This is a genomic window from Chitinophaga horti, from assembly GCF_022867795.2.
Taxonomy (GTDB): Bacteria; Bacteroidota; Bacteroidia; order Chitinophagales; family Chitinophagaceae; genus Chitinophaga; species Chitinophaga horti.
In genome coordinates this window covers 5,403,545-5,420,551 of sequence record NZ_CP107006.1, presented here as the reverse complement: position 1 = coordinate 5,420,551, position 17,007 = coordinate 5,403,545, and the positions used below count along the sequence as shown (strand labels likewise).

The 17,007-nt window shown below is 49.0% G+C and carries 17 protein-coding genes and 1 tRNA gene; 12 read left to right on the top strand and 6 right to left on the bottom strand.

The genetic code is table 11. The annotated features are described in order from the left end of the window. Window positions 1-321: 321 nt before the first annotated feature. From MKQ68_RS21840 to MKQ68_RS21825, 4 genes are all read left to right on the top strand, one after another. A complete protein-coding gene (locus MKQ68_RS21840) occupies window positions 322-894 on the top strand; it encodes an HNH endonuclease (protein ID WP_264280939.1) in 573 nt (190 codons plus the stop codon). A 116-nt stretch (window positions 895-1,010) separates the two neighbouring features. Beyond that, window positions 1,011-1,811 carry a pyrroline-5-carboxylate reductase gene (proC, locus tag MKQ68_RS21835; protein WP_264280938.1) on the top strand — a complete coding sequence of 267 codons (801 nt, stop codon included), beginning with the start codon at window positions 1,011-1,013 and terminating at the stop codon, window positions 1,809-1,811. Window positions 1,812-1,944: 133 nt separating this feature from the next. After that, the gene (locus tag MKQ68_RS21830; RefSeq protein WP_255859297.1) at window positions 1,945-2,640 is read left to right on the top strand and encodes a sulfatase-like hydrolase/transferase; all 696 of its coding nucleotides are present in this window, start codon (window positions 1,945-1,947) and stop codon (window positions 2,638-2,640) included. Further along, entirely contained in the window at window positions 2,634-2,837 is a 204-nt protein-coding gene (locus MKQ68_RS21825; protein WP_264280937.1) for a hypothetical protein, read from the top strand. The genes MKQ68_RS21830 and MKQ68_RS21825 overlap by 7 nt, the downstream gene beginning before the upstream one ends. A gap of 3 nt (window positions 2,838-2,840) precedes the next feature. On the opposite strand, the gene MKQ68_RS21820 is transcribed toward MKQ68_RS21825, so the two are convergent. Both MKQ68_RS21820 and MKQ68_RS21815 read right to left on the bottom strand, forming a co-directional pair. Next, a complete protein-coding gene (locus MKQ68_RS21820) occupies window positions 2,841-3,497 on the bottom strand; it encodes a hypothetical protein (protein WP_264280936.1) in 657 nt (218 codons plus the stop codon). Between the two features lie 92 nt (window positions 3,498-3,589). Beyond that, window positions 3,590-3,663 (bottom strand) — tRNA-Ile (locus tag MKQ68_RS21815). Window positions 3,664-3,792: 129 nt separating this feature from the next. Here MKQ68_RS21815 and MKQ68_RS21810 point away from each other — a divergent pair. Next, on the top strand, window positions 3,793-4,416 hold the full coding sequence (locus MKQ68_RS21810; protein ID WP_264280935.1) for an HAD family hydrolase: 624 nt from the start codon (window positions 3,793-3,795) through the stop codon (window positions 4,414-4,416). Here the strand turns inward: MKQ68_RS21810 and MKQ68_RS21805 are convergent, their stop codons facing one another. The 4 genes from MKQ68_RS21805 to MKQ68_RS21790 form a co-directional block, all read right to left on the bottom strand. Then, the gene (locus MKQ68_RS21805; RefSeq protein WP_244836288.1) at window positions 4,417-4,677 is read right to left on the bottom strand and encodes a DUF4834 family protein; all 261 of its coding nucleotides are present in this window, start codon (window positions 4,675-4,677) and stop codon (window positions 4,417-4,419) included. It lies immediately after the preceding gene. Window positions 4,678-4,806: 129 nt separating this feature from the next. Then, window positions 4,807-5,166 carry a TM2 domain-containing protein gene (locus MKQ68_RS21800; RefSeq protein ID WP_244836287.1) on the bottom strand — a complete coding sequence of 120 codons (360 nt, stop codon included), beginning with the start codon at window positions 5,164-5,166 and terminating at the stop codon, window positions 4,807-4,809. After that, window positions 5,156-5,479, bottom strand: a complete 324-nt coding sequence (locus MKQ68_RS21795; protein WP_244836286.1) for a DUF2752 domain-containing protein — start codon at window positions 5,477-5,479, stop codon at window positions 5,156-5,158. Before MKQ68_RS21795 ends, MKQ68_RS21800 begins: the two co-directional genes overlap by 11 nt. Further along, window positions 5,479-5,712 (bottom strand): GlsB/YeaQ/YmgE family stress response membrane protein, encoded by a 234-nt coding sequence (locus MKQ68_RS21790; protein WP_244836285.1) that lies wholly within the window; start codon window positions 5,710-5,712, stop codon window positions 5,479-5,481. Before MKQ68_RS21790 ends, MKQ68_RS21795 begins: the two co-directional genes overlap by 1 nt. Before the next feature lie 178 nt (window positions 5,713-5,890). On the opposite strand from MKQ68_RS21790, the gene rimP reads away from it, so the two are divergent. The 7 genes from rimP (at window position 5,891) to aspA (ending at window position 16,786) form a co-directional block, all read left to right on the top strand. Further along, window positions 5,891-6,361 (top strand): ribosome maturation factor RimP, encoded by a 471-nt coding sequence (gene rimP / locus MKQ68_RS21785; RefSeq protein WP_264280934.1) that lies wholly within the window; start codon window positions 5,891-5,893, stop codon window positions 6,359-6,361. 16 nt (window positions 6,362-6,377) lie between these two features. Next, window positions 6,378-7,625, top strand: coding sequence for a transcription termination factor NusA (nusA, locus tag MKQ68_RS21780; RefSeq protein WP_264280933.1), 1,248 nt, complete (start codon window positions 6,378-6,380; stop codon window positions 7,623-7,625). A gap of 125 nt (window positions 7,626-7,750) precedes the next feature. Then, a complete protein-coding gene (infB, locus tag MKQ68_RS21775; RefSeq protein WP_264280932.1) occupies window positions 7,751-11,065 on the top strand; it encodes a translation initiation factor IF-2 in 3,315 nt (1,104 codons plus the stop codon). 147 nt (window positions 11,066-11,212) lie between these two features. Then, entirely contained in the window at window positions 11,213-12,595 is a 1,383-nt protein-coding gene (locus tag MKQ68_RS21770) for a peptidylprolyl isomerase (RefSeq protein WP_264280931.1), read from the top strand. Window positions 12,596-12,750: 155 nt separating this feature from the next. Continuing rightward, complete coding sequence (locus MKQ68_RS21765; RefSeq protein ID WP_264280930.1) at window positions 12,751-14,598, top strand: amidophosphoribosyltransferase; 1,848 nt, start codon at window positions 12,751-12,753, stop codon at window positions 14,596-14,598. Window positions 14,599-14,733: 135 nt separating this feature from the next. Further along, window positions 14,734-15,243 (top strand): SixA phosphatase family protein, encoded by a 510-nt coding sequence (locus MKQ68_RS21760; protein ID WP_264280929.1) that lies wholly within the window; start codon window positions 14,734-14,736, stop codon window positions 15,241-15,243. A gap of 139 nt (window positions 15,244-15,382) precedes the next feature. After that, window positions 15,383-16,786 carry an aspartate ammonia-lyase gene (gene aspA / locus MKQ68_RS21755; RefSeq protein ID WP_264280928.1) on the top strand — a complete coding sequence of 468 codons (1,404 nt, stop codon included), beginning with the start codon at window positions 15,383-15,385 and terminating at the stop codon, window positions 16,784-16,786. The last annotated feature ends 221 nt before the right edge of the window (window positions 16,787-17,007 follow it).

The following is a 17,007-nucleotide window of genomic DNA, read 5'->3' as shown; positions in this document are numbered from 1 at the left end:
TAATGGGGCACAACGAACGATAGAAAGGCAATATGAGATAAAAAATCCCCGCCCGCAATCCCCGGCAGGACAGTGAACAAACGCAAAACAGGGCAGCCGGGAAACGGCATGGTATATGAATACAAGTCCACGTAGTTAAACATACAAGCTCACAATCAGCAATTTGTAACAGGTCCGGGGTAAGAAAAGCGATTATAGGCGCAACTATAGGTATTAACTCCCCAAGAGTCATTAAAAGGCACTACCGGAATGTGAACAGGACGCTGAATGTGTGTTTTACTTAAATTTTATCCCCCAAAATCAACTCAAAAATGACTTCACATGGCCACTGCATTTAAAAATCTGAGGAACGAGGTCTGGAAAGACTTGCAGATAAAAAACAAATCTGCGCTTCGTAAAAAGTATGCCGTGTCTAACCAGGGCAGGGTAATCAGCTACTCCGAAAGCCACGAAGATGGCAAAGTGCTAACGGGGTCCACGGTAGAAGGGTACACTGTACTCAACATCAAACCGGCCGACACGTACCAGTCGCTTTACCTGCACCGCGAAGTGGCAAAACTCTTTTGCTCCAAGCCTGGCCGTAATCACCGTTATGTCATACACCTTGACTACGACAAAAAGAACAACAAGGTGAACAACCTTCGCTGGGCCACCAAACAGGAGATGGAAGAACATCAGCAAAACAGTCCCGCGAAACTGGCTTACAAACAGCGGCAGCGCAACCGTGTAAAAGGCCTGAAGCTCAACATCACCAAGGTGAAAAGCATTAAACGCCTGCTGGCTAAACCCGGCCGTAAAACCATGAAGCAGATCGCCGAACAGTTCGACATCAGCGAAATGCAGCTTTACCGCATTAAAAGCGGCGAAAACTGGAGCCACGTCACACTCGATTAGACTCAATATCAACATAATTCCGGTAACGGCGGTCCTGTTCGGGGTCGCCGTTACCCGTTTGCACGGCTGCCTGTTTTGTGTTACCTTACCAAACCCTAAGGGATAAAACAGTAAGTATGTCATCGAAGAAAATTGCCATTATCGGTGGCGGAAATCTTGGCTCCGCCATAGCAGAGGGATTGTTGAAGAGCGGGTTCTCCCGGGCCGCCGACATCACTATAACCAAACGTAATACTGCCACCCTGGGCAGCTTAAAAGAGCAGGGCGTTAATATTGAGGCAGATAATGCAAAGGCAGTTGCCGGTGCTGATGTGGTACTGGTGGCCTTAAAGCCTTATAACGTGAAGGAAGTGCTCGCCGGCCTGCAGCCGGTTTTTAAACCGGAGAAGCAGATTCTCATCAGCGTAGTAACCGGTATTCTGATAGAAGATCTCGAAAAGATTGTAGGTGGCAATATGCCGCTCGTACGCGCGATGCCCAATACGGCAATTGCCATCGGCGAGTCGATGACCTGCATCTGCCATAAATATGCATCCCCCGAGCATGTAAGCTGGGTCGAAAGCATGTTTAATCAATTGGGCGTTACGGTCAGCATCGACGAAAAACTAATGGATGCCGCTACGGTACTGGGTGCTTGCGGTATTGCCTACGCGCTCCGTTTTATTCGCGCCAACATACAGGGCGGTATTGAAATTGGGTTTGATGTGCGTACTGCCAACCTGATTGCCGCACAAACGGTAAAAGGCGCCGCTGAACTGCTCATCCGCGAAAAACGCCATCCGGAAGAGGAAATCGATAAGGTAACCACGCCTAAAGGCTGTACCATCGCAGGATTGAACGAAATGGAACACCAGGGCTTCAGCTCCTCGCTCATTAAAGGAATAGCTACTTCTTATAATAAGATCGTTAAAGGATAAGTTTGCAGGCCCGGACCACGCCGGGCCTTATTCTATACCTGTGCCAGTATACTGGCCATTTAAAAGCGCAACATGTTTAAGAACCTGTGGGGGGAAGCTCCTTTTCTGCGCCCTTTTAGCCAGCTTTAGCCTGATGGGCAAGCCGTTGCATGCGCAATCCGCCCGTCCTAACATACTCGTTATCGTCACCGACGACCAGCGATATAACACGATTCACGCACTTGGCAACGAACATATCATTACACCCAATCTCGATCGCCTCGTCAAACGGGGCATGACCTTTACCCGCACACACATTCTCGGAGCCAATAGTGGCGCCATTTGCGCACCCAGCAGGGCGATGCTGTTAAGTGGTAAACCTTATTACCAGCTGCCCGATTGCTTTATTAACGGTGGATGTAATTACGCAAGCTTATTTCCCGCCTATTTCCGTAGCCATGGCTACGAAACATTTGAAACGGGTAAGTGGCATAATAGCAAAGCGGCTTTCCAGTCTTCCTTTAGTAAGGCAGATAACATTTTCTTTGGAGGCGTGCGTACGGAAAAGCAAGGCGGTCACGGAACGCCCCGATTGCATCATTTCGACAGCACAGGAAAATATCCCGCGATCGCCAAGTTCACCGGTGACCGTTTTTCCAGCGAATGCTACGCCGATGCCGCGGTAAAATATCTGACAGAAAAGAAAGATACCACGCCATTCCTGATGTACGTAGCCTTTACCGCACCGCATGATCCACGCACGCCACCGGAGCGATTCAAAGGCCTGTACGATTCTTCGAAGCTCCCGCTGCCGGCTAGTTACCCTACAAAGACCTGCAACGCGTGGTAAGCACAGGGGATAACTGGAAGTTAATCTGGTATAAAGTGAATGGTCGCGAAACAAAGCAGTTGTTCAACCTGGAAACGGATCCCGACGAACTACACGACTTATCAAGTAAGTCGGCCTTTTTCGGTAAAGCGCAGCAGTTTGCCAACATGCTGGAAAAACATCTGCTCCAAATAAATGATCGGTTTACAGAAAAATAACAACTACTGGCCTGCTACTTCAATGGCGGGACTTTTGATTTGTTCTGCCGGTTCGCTGCCGGTGCGGCGGCGTATAATTCGTTCATACGCGTTAAAACCAATGGCTTCGCCTAGTTCGCAACATGGCTCCAGTTTATAGGCGTATCGGAATGACTGTTTTTCGCAATCCTGGTGAAAGAACAGCGTATCATCTTCCATAATACTTACTTTGCCTATGCGCACTTCCCGCCCACTATAACGAACCTCGCCCTGCAACTCTCGGCCCAGGAAGCTAACGCTTAATACGTCGTGGTACCTGCCATTTTGTTTAATGCCGGGCGCCCAGCTGATGGCGTAACGATACAACATAATATCGTCGGGACCATCCAGTTGCGGGCCTGTTAGGCGCCTGGTGGACCTGAAGCTGTCCAGGGCTACGTATTGTAACAGGCCGCGGTCCCGGAGCGTGTCTAATACGTTGGTAATTTTTTTATCGGAGGATGTAACGATCGAATCGGGTAGGATCAGCATCGTATTGGGGATAATGGTATCCGAAGCCAGTATGGCGTCTATAGCGTTTTTGCCTTCCAGGCTTACTACTTTGCAGGATGAATTTTGCTGGCAGCTGGCTACGGAAACTAACAGCAGGGCGGATATGGCGATTCGGGTTAAGTTGATCATGCGGATGGTTTTGCTAGGGATATTGCAAAAGACAGGCCGCCCATCTGCATAAAATAAAAAAGCACCTGCGGTTGCAAGTGCTTTTTCGTTCGTGGTCCCACCAGGGCATGATCCTGGGACCCCCTGATTATGAGTCAGGTGCTCTAACCAACTGAGCTATAGGACCTGTTCCGAAGAACTTCCCCTCTTTCGAGGGACGGCAAAAGTAAATATTTTTTAATCAATTCAAACTATTTTTTTGCTTACGCTACCCCGCTACTGTATTACCTTTGCCACGGCTTAACACAATAGCACTATGGAAGGAATCAAACATATCATTTTTGATCTCGGTGGCGTCATTCTGAATATTGACTACATGCGCACCGAGCAGGCTTTCCTCGATCTGGGGGTGCATAATTTCAGGGAGTTGTACAATCAGTTTCACGCGAACGCGCTGTTCGAAGATCTGGAGATCGGGGGCATCAGCAATGATGATTTTCTACACGAATTGCAGAAAGAAGCCCCGGATGGCGTTACCATTCCGCAGTTAGTAGACGCCTGGAACGCCATGCTGCTCGACTTCCCCATCGCCCGCCTGCAACTCCTGCAGCAGCTTCAAAATTATTACGACACCTTTTTGCTCAGTAATACGAACGCCATTCACTATACGGCCTTTAACGCCCGGTTAATGCAAACCAGGGGACTACCATCCGTGGACCAGTTCTTTAATAAGGCATACTACTCTCACCGCATAGGTTATCGCAAGCCGGAGAAAGAGGCATACCAGGTTATTTTAGATGAAAACCGCCTGGACCCCGCAGCTACCCTATTCATCGACGATACTTTGCCGAACATTATTGCAGCCGGAGAATTAGGCATACGTACCATTCACCTGCAGCCGCCGCAAACGATCCTCGATATTTTTCGTCCGGGGAAGTAACTATTTAATTTCTTCGAAGTCGATGTAGTCATCGCTGTCTGGCGCTTTGCGCACCTTTTCGGCCGTTTGTGCGTTAGGGTTGGGGGTGCTATATCCGGAAGATTGTTGCTGTTGTTGACGGAACTGTTCCCGCATATGCTCCTGCACGTCGTTCATCTGGCGCTTTACATGCTTTGTAGTTCTATACACCGGGATGATGAAATCGAACACCAGTTTATAGATCAGCCAGAAAAGAAATAAGTAAAAGAGAAATTTTAACATGGGGACAAAGGTAGCGGATAATCCTTTTCGGGGTACGATTTCAGGGTCGGATTTAGGTTTTCTTTAACGATGAGTTAAAAAAACAAATGGCACCCATATGAGCGCCATTTATAATTTATGTTGAATAAGTTAAAAGTTGTAGCCCAGCAGTGCTGCGGCCGCCATCGCTTCTTTCTTGTTGTATTCCCAAGCTATTTGTTTATAGTTAATCACGTCGATGATCGTACCCACGTAGCAGAAGCCCAGCGTAAGTAAATACGCAATGCCCCAGCCGATTTGATCCGTCAGAAATCTTTGAATGCCCGCGAACCCGACAAAGCCTATCAGGCAGCAAATGAGCACCGTTTGGGGATCCTTCCTGCGGCCGCTGTAAATGGCGATAAAGCGTTGGCGGGTTTCGTCGTTGTAGTTCTTAGTTAGCTCCTGCAGCCACACAAGTTCCTCCGCGTCTGCACCGGGTAGCATTGAGAAATAATAATTAGTGTTCATGGGTTTTATCAGTTGTCGTGTGCTGAATATACTGAATTTTGGCGAGCTGTATAACGCGGGCGATGAGCAGTACGAGTACAAATCCGCCCAGCTTATGCGTTTTCCACGAACGAACGACCTCCCCATGCAGCAGGTAACTTATCGAGCGGCCAAGTCCGCAGCCTGGACACCATTCGATGCCCAAAAAGTGCAAAGGACATAGGTTGAACAAGGGCGGTTTTGACGGATCAATGAGCAACAGGACGATTAATGCGCCCGCCCAGGCCCACAGTTCAATGTTGATTTTTTTAATATGACCCCGGGCGACAAGCATTATTTTCTGCTGACGAGATTTGCGACGAGAAGGATGACGAATGCTCCTGCGAAGGCGGTAACAAATGTGCCGGCCGGTTTAAGTTCAAGCTGTCGGAAAATCCATCCGCCCAATACTCCGCCTACGATGCCGAGCAGTATATTGCCCAGGCAGCCCAGTCCCCGGCCTTTCACTAATAGTCCTGCCAGCCAGCCTGCAGCGGCTCCAATCAGAATAAACCATAACCAATGCATATCTTTTCTTTTTTTGAGGCGAGTAATATAACGCCTTTGTTTTATATGAATAAATCCGACTTAGCGAATTGATCTCGTAGGTCTAAAAATACTTTTTGTATTGAAATAAAATTGTAATTTTGCATTGATAAAAAGATTCAAAAGAAGGGGACGAGAGAGTCCCCTTCTCGTTTTTTGTATGGCAAACGAACAAATTATAGCATCGATAACGGCGCTGGTTGAACAGCTGATAGTGGATAAGGACAAGCCCGACTATTTTTTGGTAGAGATCAAGATCAAGCCCACCAATAATGTAAAGGTTTACCTGGATGCGGATAATGGAGCCGCTATTTCGCAGCTGGTATCTTTTAACCGCGCGTTGTACCCTTTGCTGGAAACTTCCGGACTTTTCCCGAACGATGATTTTTCGCTGGAGGTGTCGTCTGCAGGCTTAGACGAGCCGCTGAAGAGCCCGCGCCAGTTCAAAAAGAACATTGGTCGTAAAGTGGAGGTGACGTTGCTGGATGGTGCTACGAAGGAAGGTAAGTTGCTGGCAGCAGACGAGGAGAAGCTGACGATCGAGGAGTTGATCGGTAAAAAGAAAGAACAAAAAGTTACAGATATAAATTTCTCTGAAATCAAGCACACGCACGTGTGTATTGTGTTTTAAACAATAATATATAAAAATGGCTAGTATTAACCTGATTGAGTCATTCACCGAGTTTAAGGAAGCGGAAAATATAGACAGGCCAACGCTCATGAAAGTGTTGGAAGATGTATTTAAAACCCTCCTGCGCAAAAAGTATGGCTCTGATGAGAACTTCGACGTGATCGTAAATACCGAAAAAGGTGACCTGGAGATCCTGCGCCGCCGTACCATTGTAGAAGATGGAGAGGTGGAAGACGATAACGCCCAGATCGCTTATACAGATGCCATCAAAATAGAACCGGATTACCAGGTAGGTGAAGACCTTTATGAGGAAGTTGAGATCATGGATTTTGGCCGTCGTGCCATCCTGGCTGCCAAACAAACACTTTCCGCCCGTATCGGCGACCTGAAAAAGAACATTCTCGTTAAAAAATATGCCGACAGGGTTGGTGAAATTGTGAACGGCGAGGTGTACCAGGTGTGGAAAAAAGAAGTTTTATTATTGGATGATGAAGGGAATGAATTAATATTGCCTAAGCCGGAGCAAATTCCGACCGATTACTTCAAAAAAGGAGAAAACGTAAGGGCAGTAGTGAAGAAAGTGGAGATGAAAAATAACTCTCCGTTGATCATTCTCTCCAGAACTCACCCCTCCTTCCTGGCGAAACTGCTGGAAATTGAGGTTCCGGAAATTTTCGACGGTCTGATCGTGATCAAGAAGATTGTACGTGAGCCGGGCGAAAGAGCCAAAGTTGCAGTAGAATCTTACGACGACCGCATTGATCCGGTTGGTGCCTGCGTAGGTATGAAGGGTAGCCGTATCCACGGTATAGTTCGCGAACTGCGCAATGAAAACATCGACATCATCAACTACACCAATAATCTTCAGCTGCTTATCCAACGCGCGCTTACGCCCGCCAGGATCAGCCGTATGGACGTTGATAACGACAACAAATACGCTTCTGTTTATCTGAATCCTGACCAGGTATCACTGGCCATCGGTAAAAAAGGCGTGAACATAAAACTGGCTTGCGAATTGACGGGGTATGAAATAGATGTATTCCGCGACGAGCAACAGGAACAGGCTGAATTTGACATCGACCTGGAAGAATTTTCCGACGAAATCGAAGCCTGGATCATCGACGAGCTTAAGCGCATTGGTTGCGATACCGCACGCAGCGTGCTTGAACTGACGTCTGAAGAACTGGTTCGCCGTTCCGACCTGGAGGAAGAAACAGTAACAGAAGTTCGCAGAATATTACAGGAAGAGTTTGAAAAAGAATAAAGTCCGTCCCAACCTTCCCCGTGGGATTGGCTTCATGCGTGAAGATGGTATCTTATTTAAGTAATTAATTAAAAGTTAAAACGGTCTTCGCTTCTGGCGAAGAATGGGGGAGGCAGAAATTCAATATGCCCGAAACAACAAACAACACACCGCGCTTGCTGGCTGCCGCCAAGGAATTTAATATTGGTAAGGATACGTTGATCGACTTCCTGGCCAATAAAGGATACGACATGGCAGAATTTGGCTCACCTAACGCCCGTCTTACATCGCAGATGTACGGCGCGCTGCAGTCGGAGTTTCAGCAGGATAAAGCGAATAAGCGCAAAAGCGACCAGATCGCTTTGCCTAAAGGGACCGTGTTAGATGCCGCGAAGAAGAAGGAGAAGGAAGAAGCAGAAGCTGCAGCCGCGGCAGCCAAAAAGAATGCGCCTGCTAAAGAGGACGCGAAACCAGAGCCGGTAGCAACTACCGCCCCGGAAGCACCAGCGCCCCCCAAAGCAGAACCGCCTAAACAGGAGCCTCCGGTTCCCCAGGCAGAAGCACCGGTTAAACAACCGGAGCCCACGCCCGAACCACCGGCAGCCGAAACCAAGGCCGAGCCAGCGAAACCTGCAGATACCTCCCGTATCAGCGGACCTAAAGTCGTGGCAACAATCGACCTGGAAGCGCTGAACCGTAACAGGAAGCCTGCAACTCCCCCTCCCGCAGCTAAAAAGGAAACGCCAGCCGAACCACCGGTAGCGACACCTCCTCCCGCAGCTGAAAAACCACAGCCCGAGCCTCAACCGGAGCCGGTTAAACCCGCTGCTGAAACAGTAGCGCCTAAATCGCCCGTTCAGGAACCTGCTAAAGAAAAGAAGGAAGAAGTAGTAGAAGATAAAAAAGAAAAAGTGGCTGTAACAACTGAAGAAGCCCCCGTACAAACTCCCGCAACGGTAGTTGTAAAAGAAACGCCTTCCACACCGCCTTCGGCTCCGCAAGTAGTTGCTCCCGCCGCAGAAAAGCAGGAAGCGCCTGAACAAAACGACTCCACCGATGGTGGCGACGACGACGAAAAAGTTATTTCCAACATCCAGGCAGAGAAACTTACCGGACCTAAAGTGATCGGTAAAATCAACCTGCCGGTGAATAACGATCGTCGCGATAACAAAGCAAAACAAAACGAAAACGAGAAACGCAAACGCAAGCGCATTATCGTTGAAAAGAAGCCGGAGCCTATTAAACCAGGTGAGTTCCCGCAAGACCGTGGTAATCGCGGTCCGGGTGGTGGCGCTCGTCCACAGGGTGGACAATCCCGCCCATACCAGGAACGCAACCCAGGTGGCGGCCAGGGTGGTAATCGCGGCCCAGGACAGGGACCAGGCGGCCCCGGCGGAAATCGTAATAACAATAACAACCGTAGCCAGGGACCTGGTGGACAGGGTAACCGTCCGCACAGTGGACCTAACAGGGGTGGTAACTTCGGTAACCGTCCAGGTGGTCAAGGTGGCGGTTTCCGTAGCAATCAACCAGACAACAGGCGTCCTGAAGATAAGGAGATCGATAAAAACGAAATCCAGAACAAGATCAAGGAAACCATGGCCAAGCTTGGTGGTAATACCCGTGGCGGTAAAAACACCAAAGCAACACGCCGCCGCGAAAAACGCCAGGTTCGTGAAGAGCAAATGGCTAACCAGGGTATGGAGGACAACAAACTGCAGGTGACTGAGTTTGTGTCTGTAAGTGAACTGGCCAACCTCATGGACGTAAGCTTCGCCGAAGTAATCTCGAAATGTATGGGCCTCGGTATCATGGTGTCCATCAACCAACGTCTCGATGCCGAAGTTATTGAACTGGTAGCAGGCGAATTTGGTTATGAAGTAGAGTTTATTGGTCTGGAAGATGCTGATGAGCAAGATGAGGAAGAAGTAGAAGATGATCCGGCAGACCTGGTTCCAAGGGCGCCGATCGTTACCATCATGGGTCACGTTGACCATGGTAAAACCTCCCTCCTTGACTATATTCGTAACGCAAACGTAGTAGCTGGTGAGGCCGGCGGTATTACCCAGCACATTGGTGCTTACCAGGTAACTACTGCAACAGGTAAAAAACTCACCTTCCTCGATACACCTGGTCACGAAGCGTTTACCGCGATGCGTGCCCGTGGTGCGAAAGTGGCCGACATTGCCGTTATCGTGGTAGCTGCGGATGATGCCATCATGCCTCAAACGAAGGAAGCGATCTCCCACTCACAGGCTGCAGGCCTGCCGATGGTATTCGCTATCAACAAAATTGATAAAGACGGCGCCAATCCAGAAAAGATCAAAGAACAACTGGCACAATTGAACCTCCTGGTAGAAGACTGGGGTGGTAAATACCAGAGCCAGGAAATATCAGCCAAAAGCGGTTTGAATATCGACCTGCTGCTGGAAAAAATATTACTCGAAGCGGAACTGCTCGAACTGAAAGCTAACCCAGACCGTGAAGGCTCCGGAAGCATCATCGAAGCATCGCTGGACAAAGGCCGTGGTTATGTAACCACGCTGCTGATCTCCAACGGTTCCCTGAAGCAGGGCGACACCATCGTATCTGGTCAGCACTTCGGTAAAATCAAGGCTATGTTCAACGAACGCGGTCAGCGTTTGGAAGTAGCCGGACCTTCTTCACCAGTTCAGATCCTCGGTTTGAACGGTGCGCCACAAGCGGGTGAGAAGTTCAGGATGTATGAAGATGAGAGTGAAGCAAAAGATGTGGCTAACCGTCGTGCACAGATCGTGCGTGAGCAGGGTATCCGCACCAAAAAGCACATCACCCTCGACGAGATCGGCCGTCGTTTGGCACTCGGAAACTTCAAGCAGCTTAACCTCATCATCAAAGGTGACTTCGATGGTTCTGTAGAAGCGTTGAGCGATTCCCTGCAGAAACTGTCAACCGAAGAGATTGCAGTAAGCGTAGTACACAAAGGTGTTGGTCAGATCACAGAATCCGACGTACTGCTGGCTACCGCATCCGATGCACTGCTGATCGGCTTCCAGGTACGCCCGTCTATGCAGGCGGCGAAACTGGCCGAGAAAGAGAACATCGAGATCCGTACCTACTCTATCATCTACGACGCGATCGACGAACTGAAGAGCGCGATGGAAGGCATGCTGGAACCAAAAATCGAAAAGAAAGTGGTGTGCAACGTGGAAATCCGCGAAACCTACAAATTCGACAAGGTTACAGTTGCAGGCTGTTTCGTACTGGATGGTCGCTTAGCGCGTAACACTAGGGTTAACCTGGTTCGCGATGGTATCGTAGTATACACCGGCGAACTTGGCTCTCTGAAGCGTTACAAAGACGACGTGAAAGAAGTGGTGTCCAACATGGAGTGTGGTCTTAGTATCAGGAACTACAATGATATCAGGGTCGGCGACATCGTGGAAGGCTTCGAAGAAGTGGAAGTTAAGAGAACATTATAATACAGGTTCTTACATAAGGAAAAGGGCGGGAGGCTTTGATAAACAAGGCTTTCCGCCCTTTCTAAATCCGAAATTTTTGTTAAATCGTCCGCCCCTCTTTGCCGGGCTTATTATTTATTGGTTATTTTGGTTATTCACAAGAGAAATATGAAGAAATTATTGATACTGTCTGCCGCCACCCTGTGCCTGGCGAGCGCCGCTTCTGCTCAGACGCGGTACATCGTAGACAAGATCGTAGCCAAAGTAGGCGATAAAATCATCCTCCGTTCCGAAGTGGAATCGGGTTTGGTAGATTTCCAGAAGCAGGCGCTGGACCAGCCTTTACCGGCTAATGCCAGCTGCAGCGTACTGGAACGCCTCATTGCACATAAAGTACTGGTATTACAGGCCGAACGAGATTCCCTGCCGATAAACGATGGGGACGTTTCCGGCCGTATCGAGAGCCAGATCCGTTATTTCGAACAAGTGTACGGTACCCGCCAGAAAATGGAGGAGATCACCGGTTATACAGTATACCAGCTGCGTGAACGTTTCCGCGAACCGATCCGTGAGCAAATGCTGGCGGATGCGATGCGCGACAAAATCGTGGGTAGCGTGAAGGTGACACCTACAGAGGTGAAAACCAACTTTGAGCGCATACCTAAAGATAGCTTACCGTTTTACGAATCAGAGCTGGAGGTTGGTCAACTCGTGATTATCCCGAAAGCCGGTACCGAAATGGAAAGCTATGCGAAAGAGCGACTGCTGGATTTCAAGAAACGTGCAGAAGGTAACACCGCCGACTTCGGAACCCTGGCCCGCCTGTATTCTGAGGACCCGGGCGTTAAGGAGAACGGTGGCGTGTACACCCTGAACCGTAACGACAAAAATATGTGGGATCCGACCTTCCTGTCTGCCGCCTTCCGTTTGAAAGAAGGAGAAATATCGCAACCGGTGAAGTCGCAATTTGGTTATCACCTCATCAAGATGCTGAGAAGGCAGGGTGATAACGTGAACGTGCAACACATCCTCCTGAAAGCGAACGTAACAAACGATGATATGACCGCCGCTACTAAAAAGATCGACTCTTTGCGTGGCGCGATCATCGCAGGCAAAACAACTTTTGCTGATGCGGTGTATAAGTACAGCGACCTGCCAGATGCCAAGTTCACCGGCGGCATGATCGCCGATCCTAATACAGGTGCTACTTTGATTACGATTGATCAGCTGAATGACCCTTCCATGAAAGATATCGTATTGGCACTGAATGATTTGAAGCCAGGCGAGTTGTCTAAACCAATGGCATATAAAGATGAGCGTAACGGAAATGGCATGCGTATCGTGTACCTGAAAACCCGCAGCCAGCCTCACCGCGAAAACCTGCAGGACGATTACGCCCGCATCCAGGAACGCGCGCTGAAGATCAAACAGGCGGAAACGCTTAACAAGTGGTTGCTGGATAAGATCCCTACTTTTTATGTGGATGTAGAGCAGGAATTTAAGAACTGCAACAACGTAGCCCAGTGGATGAACGCCCTGGCCAAACAATAGTCAGCTTTTTATATCAACATAGAAAAGAGAAAGGAGTACCGTAACTGGTGCTCCTTTCTCCGTTTAAGGCCGCCAACTTCTATCCACCTAATACGCCAAAAAGTCCATTGCGATGCTCCCAATTTGCACTAACTTTGCGTCTTCAATTTTACGGCATGAGTGACGCGATTAAGCATGAGTGCGGACTTGCATTCATAAGATTAAGAAAACCATTCGCTTATTATCAGCAGAAATATGGAACGGTTTTCTACGGACTCAACAAGCTTTACCTCCTGATGGAGAAGCAGCATAACCGTGGTCAGGACGGAGCAGGGGTAGCGGCAGTAAAATTACATACCGAGCCCGGGGTGCCTTTCATGAATCGCATCCGCAGCAGTGCAAACCAACCTATCGCCGACGTTTTTGCGAGAATAAGGCAGGAAATTACAGAGGTAGAGAAGTACCAGCCCGAAATTACCAAATACCCTGGCCTGATGAAAGGTCACATTCGCTTCCTGGGCGAATTGCTGATGGGCCACCTGCGCTACGCCACCCAGGGCAAAAACAACGAAGAGCTTTGCCATCCTTTTGTACGCCACAACACGGTTCCCGCCCGTAACCTTACCATGGCAGGTAACTTTAACCTGGTGAACGTGGACGAGCTGTTCAACTTTGTAAAAGTATTTCCTGGCGACACTCATAAGAACAGTGACCTGGCAGCGATGCTTGAAGTGGTGCATCACTTTCTCGCGAAGGAAGATGAAACCCGCGACAACGGCCTGGACGTGAAGAGCATTCTGCAAAACGCGTTCTCTATGTTCGACGGAGGTTACCACGTGGCCGGTCTTATCGGCTCCGGCGATTCCTTCGTAATTCGCGATCCACACGGTATTCGCCCTTCTTATTACTATATTAATGATGATGTGATCGTTGCCGCTTCTGAAAGAGCAGCCATCCGCACTTCCTTTAACGTTGGCGAAAACGAAGTACTGGAACTGATGCCAGGTAACGCGCTGATCGTAAAAGAAAATGGGGATTACAGCATCGAGCAGATATTGACGCCGAAAGAGCGCCGCGCCTGTAGTTTTGAACGTATTTACTTCTCCCGCGGTAACGACGAAAAGATTTATAAAGAGCGTACTGACCTTGGCCGTAACCTGTCAGAAACCGTACTGAAAGCGATTGACAACGACCTTCGTCATACAATTTTCTCCTTCATTCCTAACACCGCCGAAGTTGCTTTCTATGGACTGATCAAAGGCCTGGAAACGTACCTGAACCGCATTAAAGTAGAGCGGATCATGAGCTGGGATAAGGATTTTGATGAAGAGAAGCTCACCGAAATGGTGAACCGTCGCGTGCGCATCGATAAAATTGCGATCAAAGATGTGAAGATGAGGACCTTCATTACGGAGGATAGTGGCCGTAATGAAATGGTGCAGCACGTATACGACATTACTTACGGAACGGTGCAACCGGGCGTAGACACCCTCGTGGTGATCGACGACTCCATCGTTCGCGGTACCACCCTGCGCGAAAGCATTATTAAAATGCTCGATCGCCTCGGACCTAAACGCATTATCGTAGTATCATCTGCCCCGCAAATACGTTACCCGGACTGTTACGGCATTGATATGAGCAAGATGGGCGACTTCGTTGCTTTCCAGGCGGCTATTGCCTTACTGAAAGAAACCGGCCGCGAACACGTTTTGCAGGAAGCATACGGTTTGTGTAAGGAACTGGAAAGGACCAACACCCTGCACGCGCAGAATGTGGTGCGTAACATTTACAAGCCTTTTACTACACAGGAAATATCCGATAAGATCGCGCAAATCATTACTCCATCCGGCATTAACGCCCATGTGGACGTGATTTACCAATCGATCGACGGCCTGCACGACGCTTGTCCCAACAACCTGGGCGACTGGTACTTTACCGGCAACTACCCTACTCCGGGCGGTAATCGTGTAGTGAACAAAGCATTCATGAACTTTATGGAAGGAAAGAACGAGCGCGGGTACTAAGTACTCAGCGCTCGTGTTAATTCTGTCTTAAATCAACGGCGGTGCTGTTGAACAAAAGCATTTGCGGGTTAACTTTCTGTGAAATCCGTATTTTAGACTAAACTGTTTGTTTATCAATTGTTTTCGCACCGCTTTATGAAAACATTGCTGCTTGTTCGCCATGCAAAGTCCAGCTGGACCGATCCGGACATGGATGATTTTGATCGCCCGCTCAATAAACGGGGCAAACAAAACGCGCCCGAAATGGCCGAGCGCATGCTCGCGAGAGGCACCGTTCCGCAATTAATCATTTCCAGCCCGGCGAAGCGCGCCAGATCTACCGCTAAGCTCATGGCCCGCGAATGGAAGTATCCACGGCAGGCGATCTTACTGGAAGAAGAGCTTTACCTCTGCTACGCCTCTACCTTTTTAAAAGTCATTACCAAGATAGACGACGATTTTGACCAGGTGGCCATCTTTGCCCATAACCCTGGCATTACCGATTTCGCTAATTACCTGACGGAAGAAATGCGCATCGATAACGTACCCACGGCCGGTATATTCGCCATTGCTGCCGATACCGATTGCTGGAAGGACTTTGACCGCGCCCCTAAACGTTTCCTGTTTTTCGATTACCCGAAGAGTACCGGCGCGGCTATGTTTTAGCTTTTTATATTGATGAAGAAAGATACTGCACCTGAAGTGTGCGACGCAACGGCGGCCCGATAGTGGCCTGCTGCCGGGCTCCCCTTTCTAATTCAAAAAAAGGTGTAAACTGCCGTTCATTAGCACTAAACTATTTACCATGGCAAGGATAGAACATGATTTTTTAGGAGAGAAGGAATTACCGGATGATGTGTATTATGGCATTCAAACCCTGCGTGCGCTGGAGAATTTTCATATTACGGGCATCCCGATTGGCAAGGAAAGGTTTTTCGTACAGGCGTTAGGTTATGTGAAGAAAGCCGCTGCCATGGCTAATCGCGACCTGGGTGCGCTGGACCCTGTGGTGGCTGAACATATTATTTTAGCCAGCGACCGTGTGATTAACGGAGACTTTGACGACCAATTTTTGAGTGACCTGATACAGGGAGGCGCCGGCACTTCGGTGAATATGAACGCTAACGAGGTGATCGCGAACGTGGCGCTGGATATGATGGGCAAAAAGAAGGGCGAGTATAAATATTGCCACCCGAACAATCACGTGAACTGCTCGCAGTCTACGAATGACGCCTATCCCACCGCGTTCCGGATTGCGTTGATCAATAAACTAACGGCTTACAGCGAGTCGATCAAACAACTTGCAGAATCGTTCGGCGTTAAGGGCGAGGAGTTTAAGAACGTACTGAAGATGGGCCGCACCCAGTTACAGGACGCTGTTCCGATGAGCCTGGGCGACGAGTTTCGAGCCTTTGCCACGAACCTGAACGAAGAGCTTTCGCGGATTGAGGACAGTAAACGCCTGATCTCCGAAATCAACATGGGTGCTACGGCTATCGGTACCGGTGTGAATGCCCCGGAAGGTTATGCGGGCCTGGTTACAAAATACCTGCGCGACGTTACCGGGCTGGAACTGGTGCTTGCGGGCGATCTGATAGAGGCAACATACGATACAGGAGCTTATGTTCAACTGTCTGGTGTGTTGAAACGTACGGCCGTAAAGATTTCCAAGATCTGTAATGACTTACGCTTGTTGTCCTCCGGGCCACGGGCAGGCCTCAACGAAATAAACCTGCCACCGATGCAGCCAGGTTCATCCATTATGCCGGGCAAGGTGAACCCCGTGATCCCGGAAGTGGTAAACCAAACCGCATTTTACGTAATCGGTGCCGACCTGATGGTGACGCTCGGCGCGGAAGGCGGCCAGTTACAACTGAACGTCATGGAACCGGTGATCTCGATGGCGCTGTTCACCTCCATCACATATATGACCAACGCCTGCAACACCCTGCGTGAAAAATGTGTAGTCGGTATTACAGCAAACGCAGAACATACCCGCAACATGGTAATGGGAAGTATTGGCATTGTGACCCAGCTGAACCCGATCATCGGGTACGAGCAATCGGCAGCCATTGCACGGGAAGCATTGGAAACCGGGAAGTCAGTACACGACCTGGCCGTGAAGGAGAAGCAACTACTCACCCAGGAAAAGTGGGACGAGATCTTCACTTTTGAGAACATGATTCACCCGAAATTCATTAATAAGTAGAAAAAGCGGCCATCTCCGGCCGCTTTTCTTATTTTATTGCAAATCAATGGTTTGCGGTATTTAGTGTGTTTTGTACAATATTTATTCTTTTAAAACGGTTATTTTAAATGTTTTGTGTACAAATAACATTAAGATGCTCGAAACCCTTTACAGATAAGGCTTTACTACTTTTTTCTTCGAACGGGACATAGCTTTCTCATTGGAAGAGAGTTCAGGGGTAA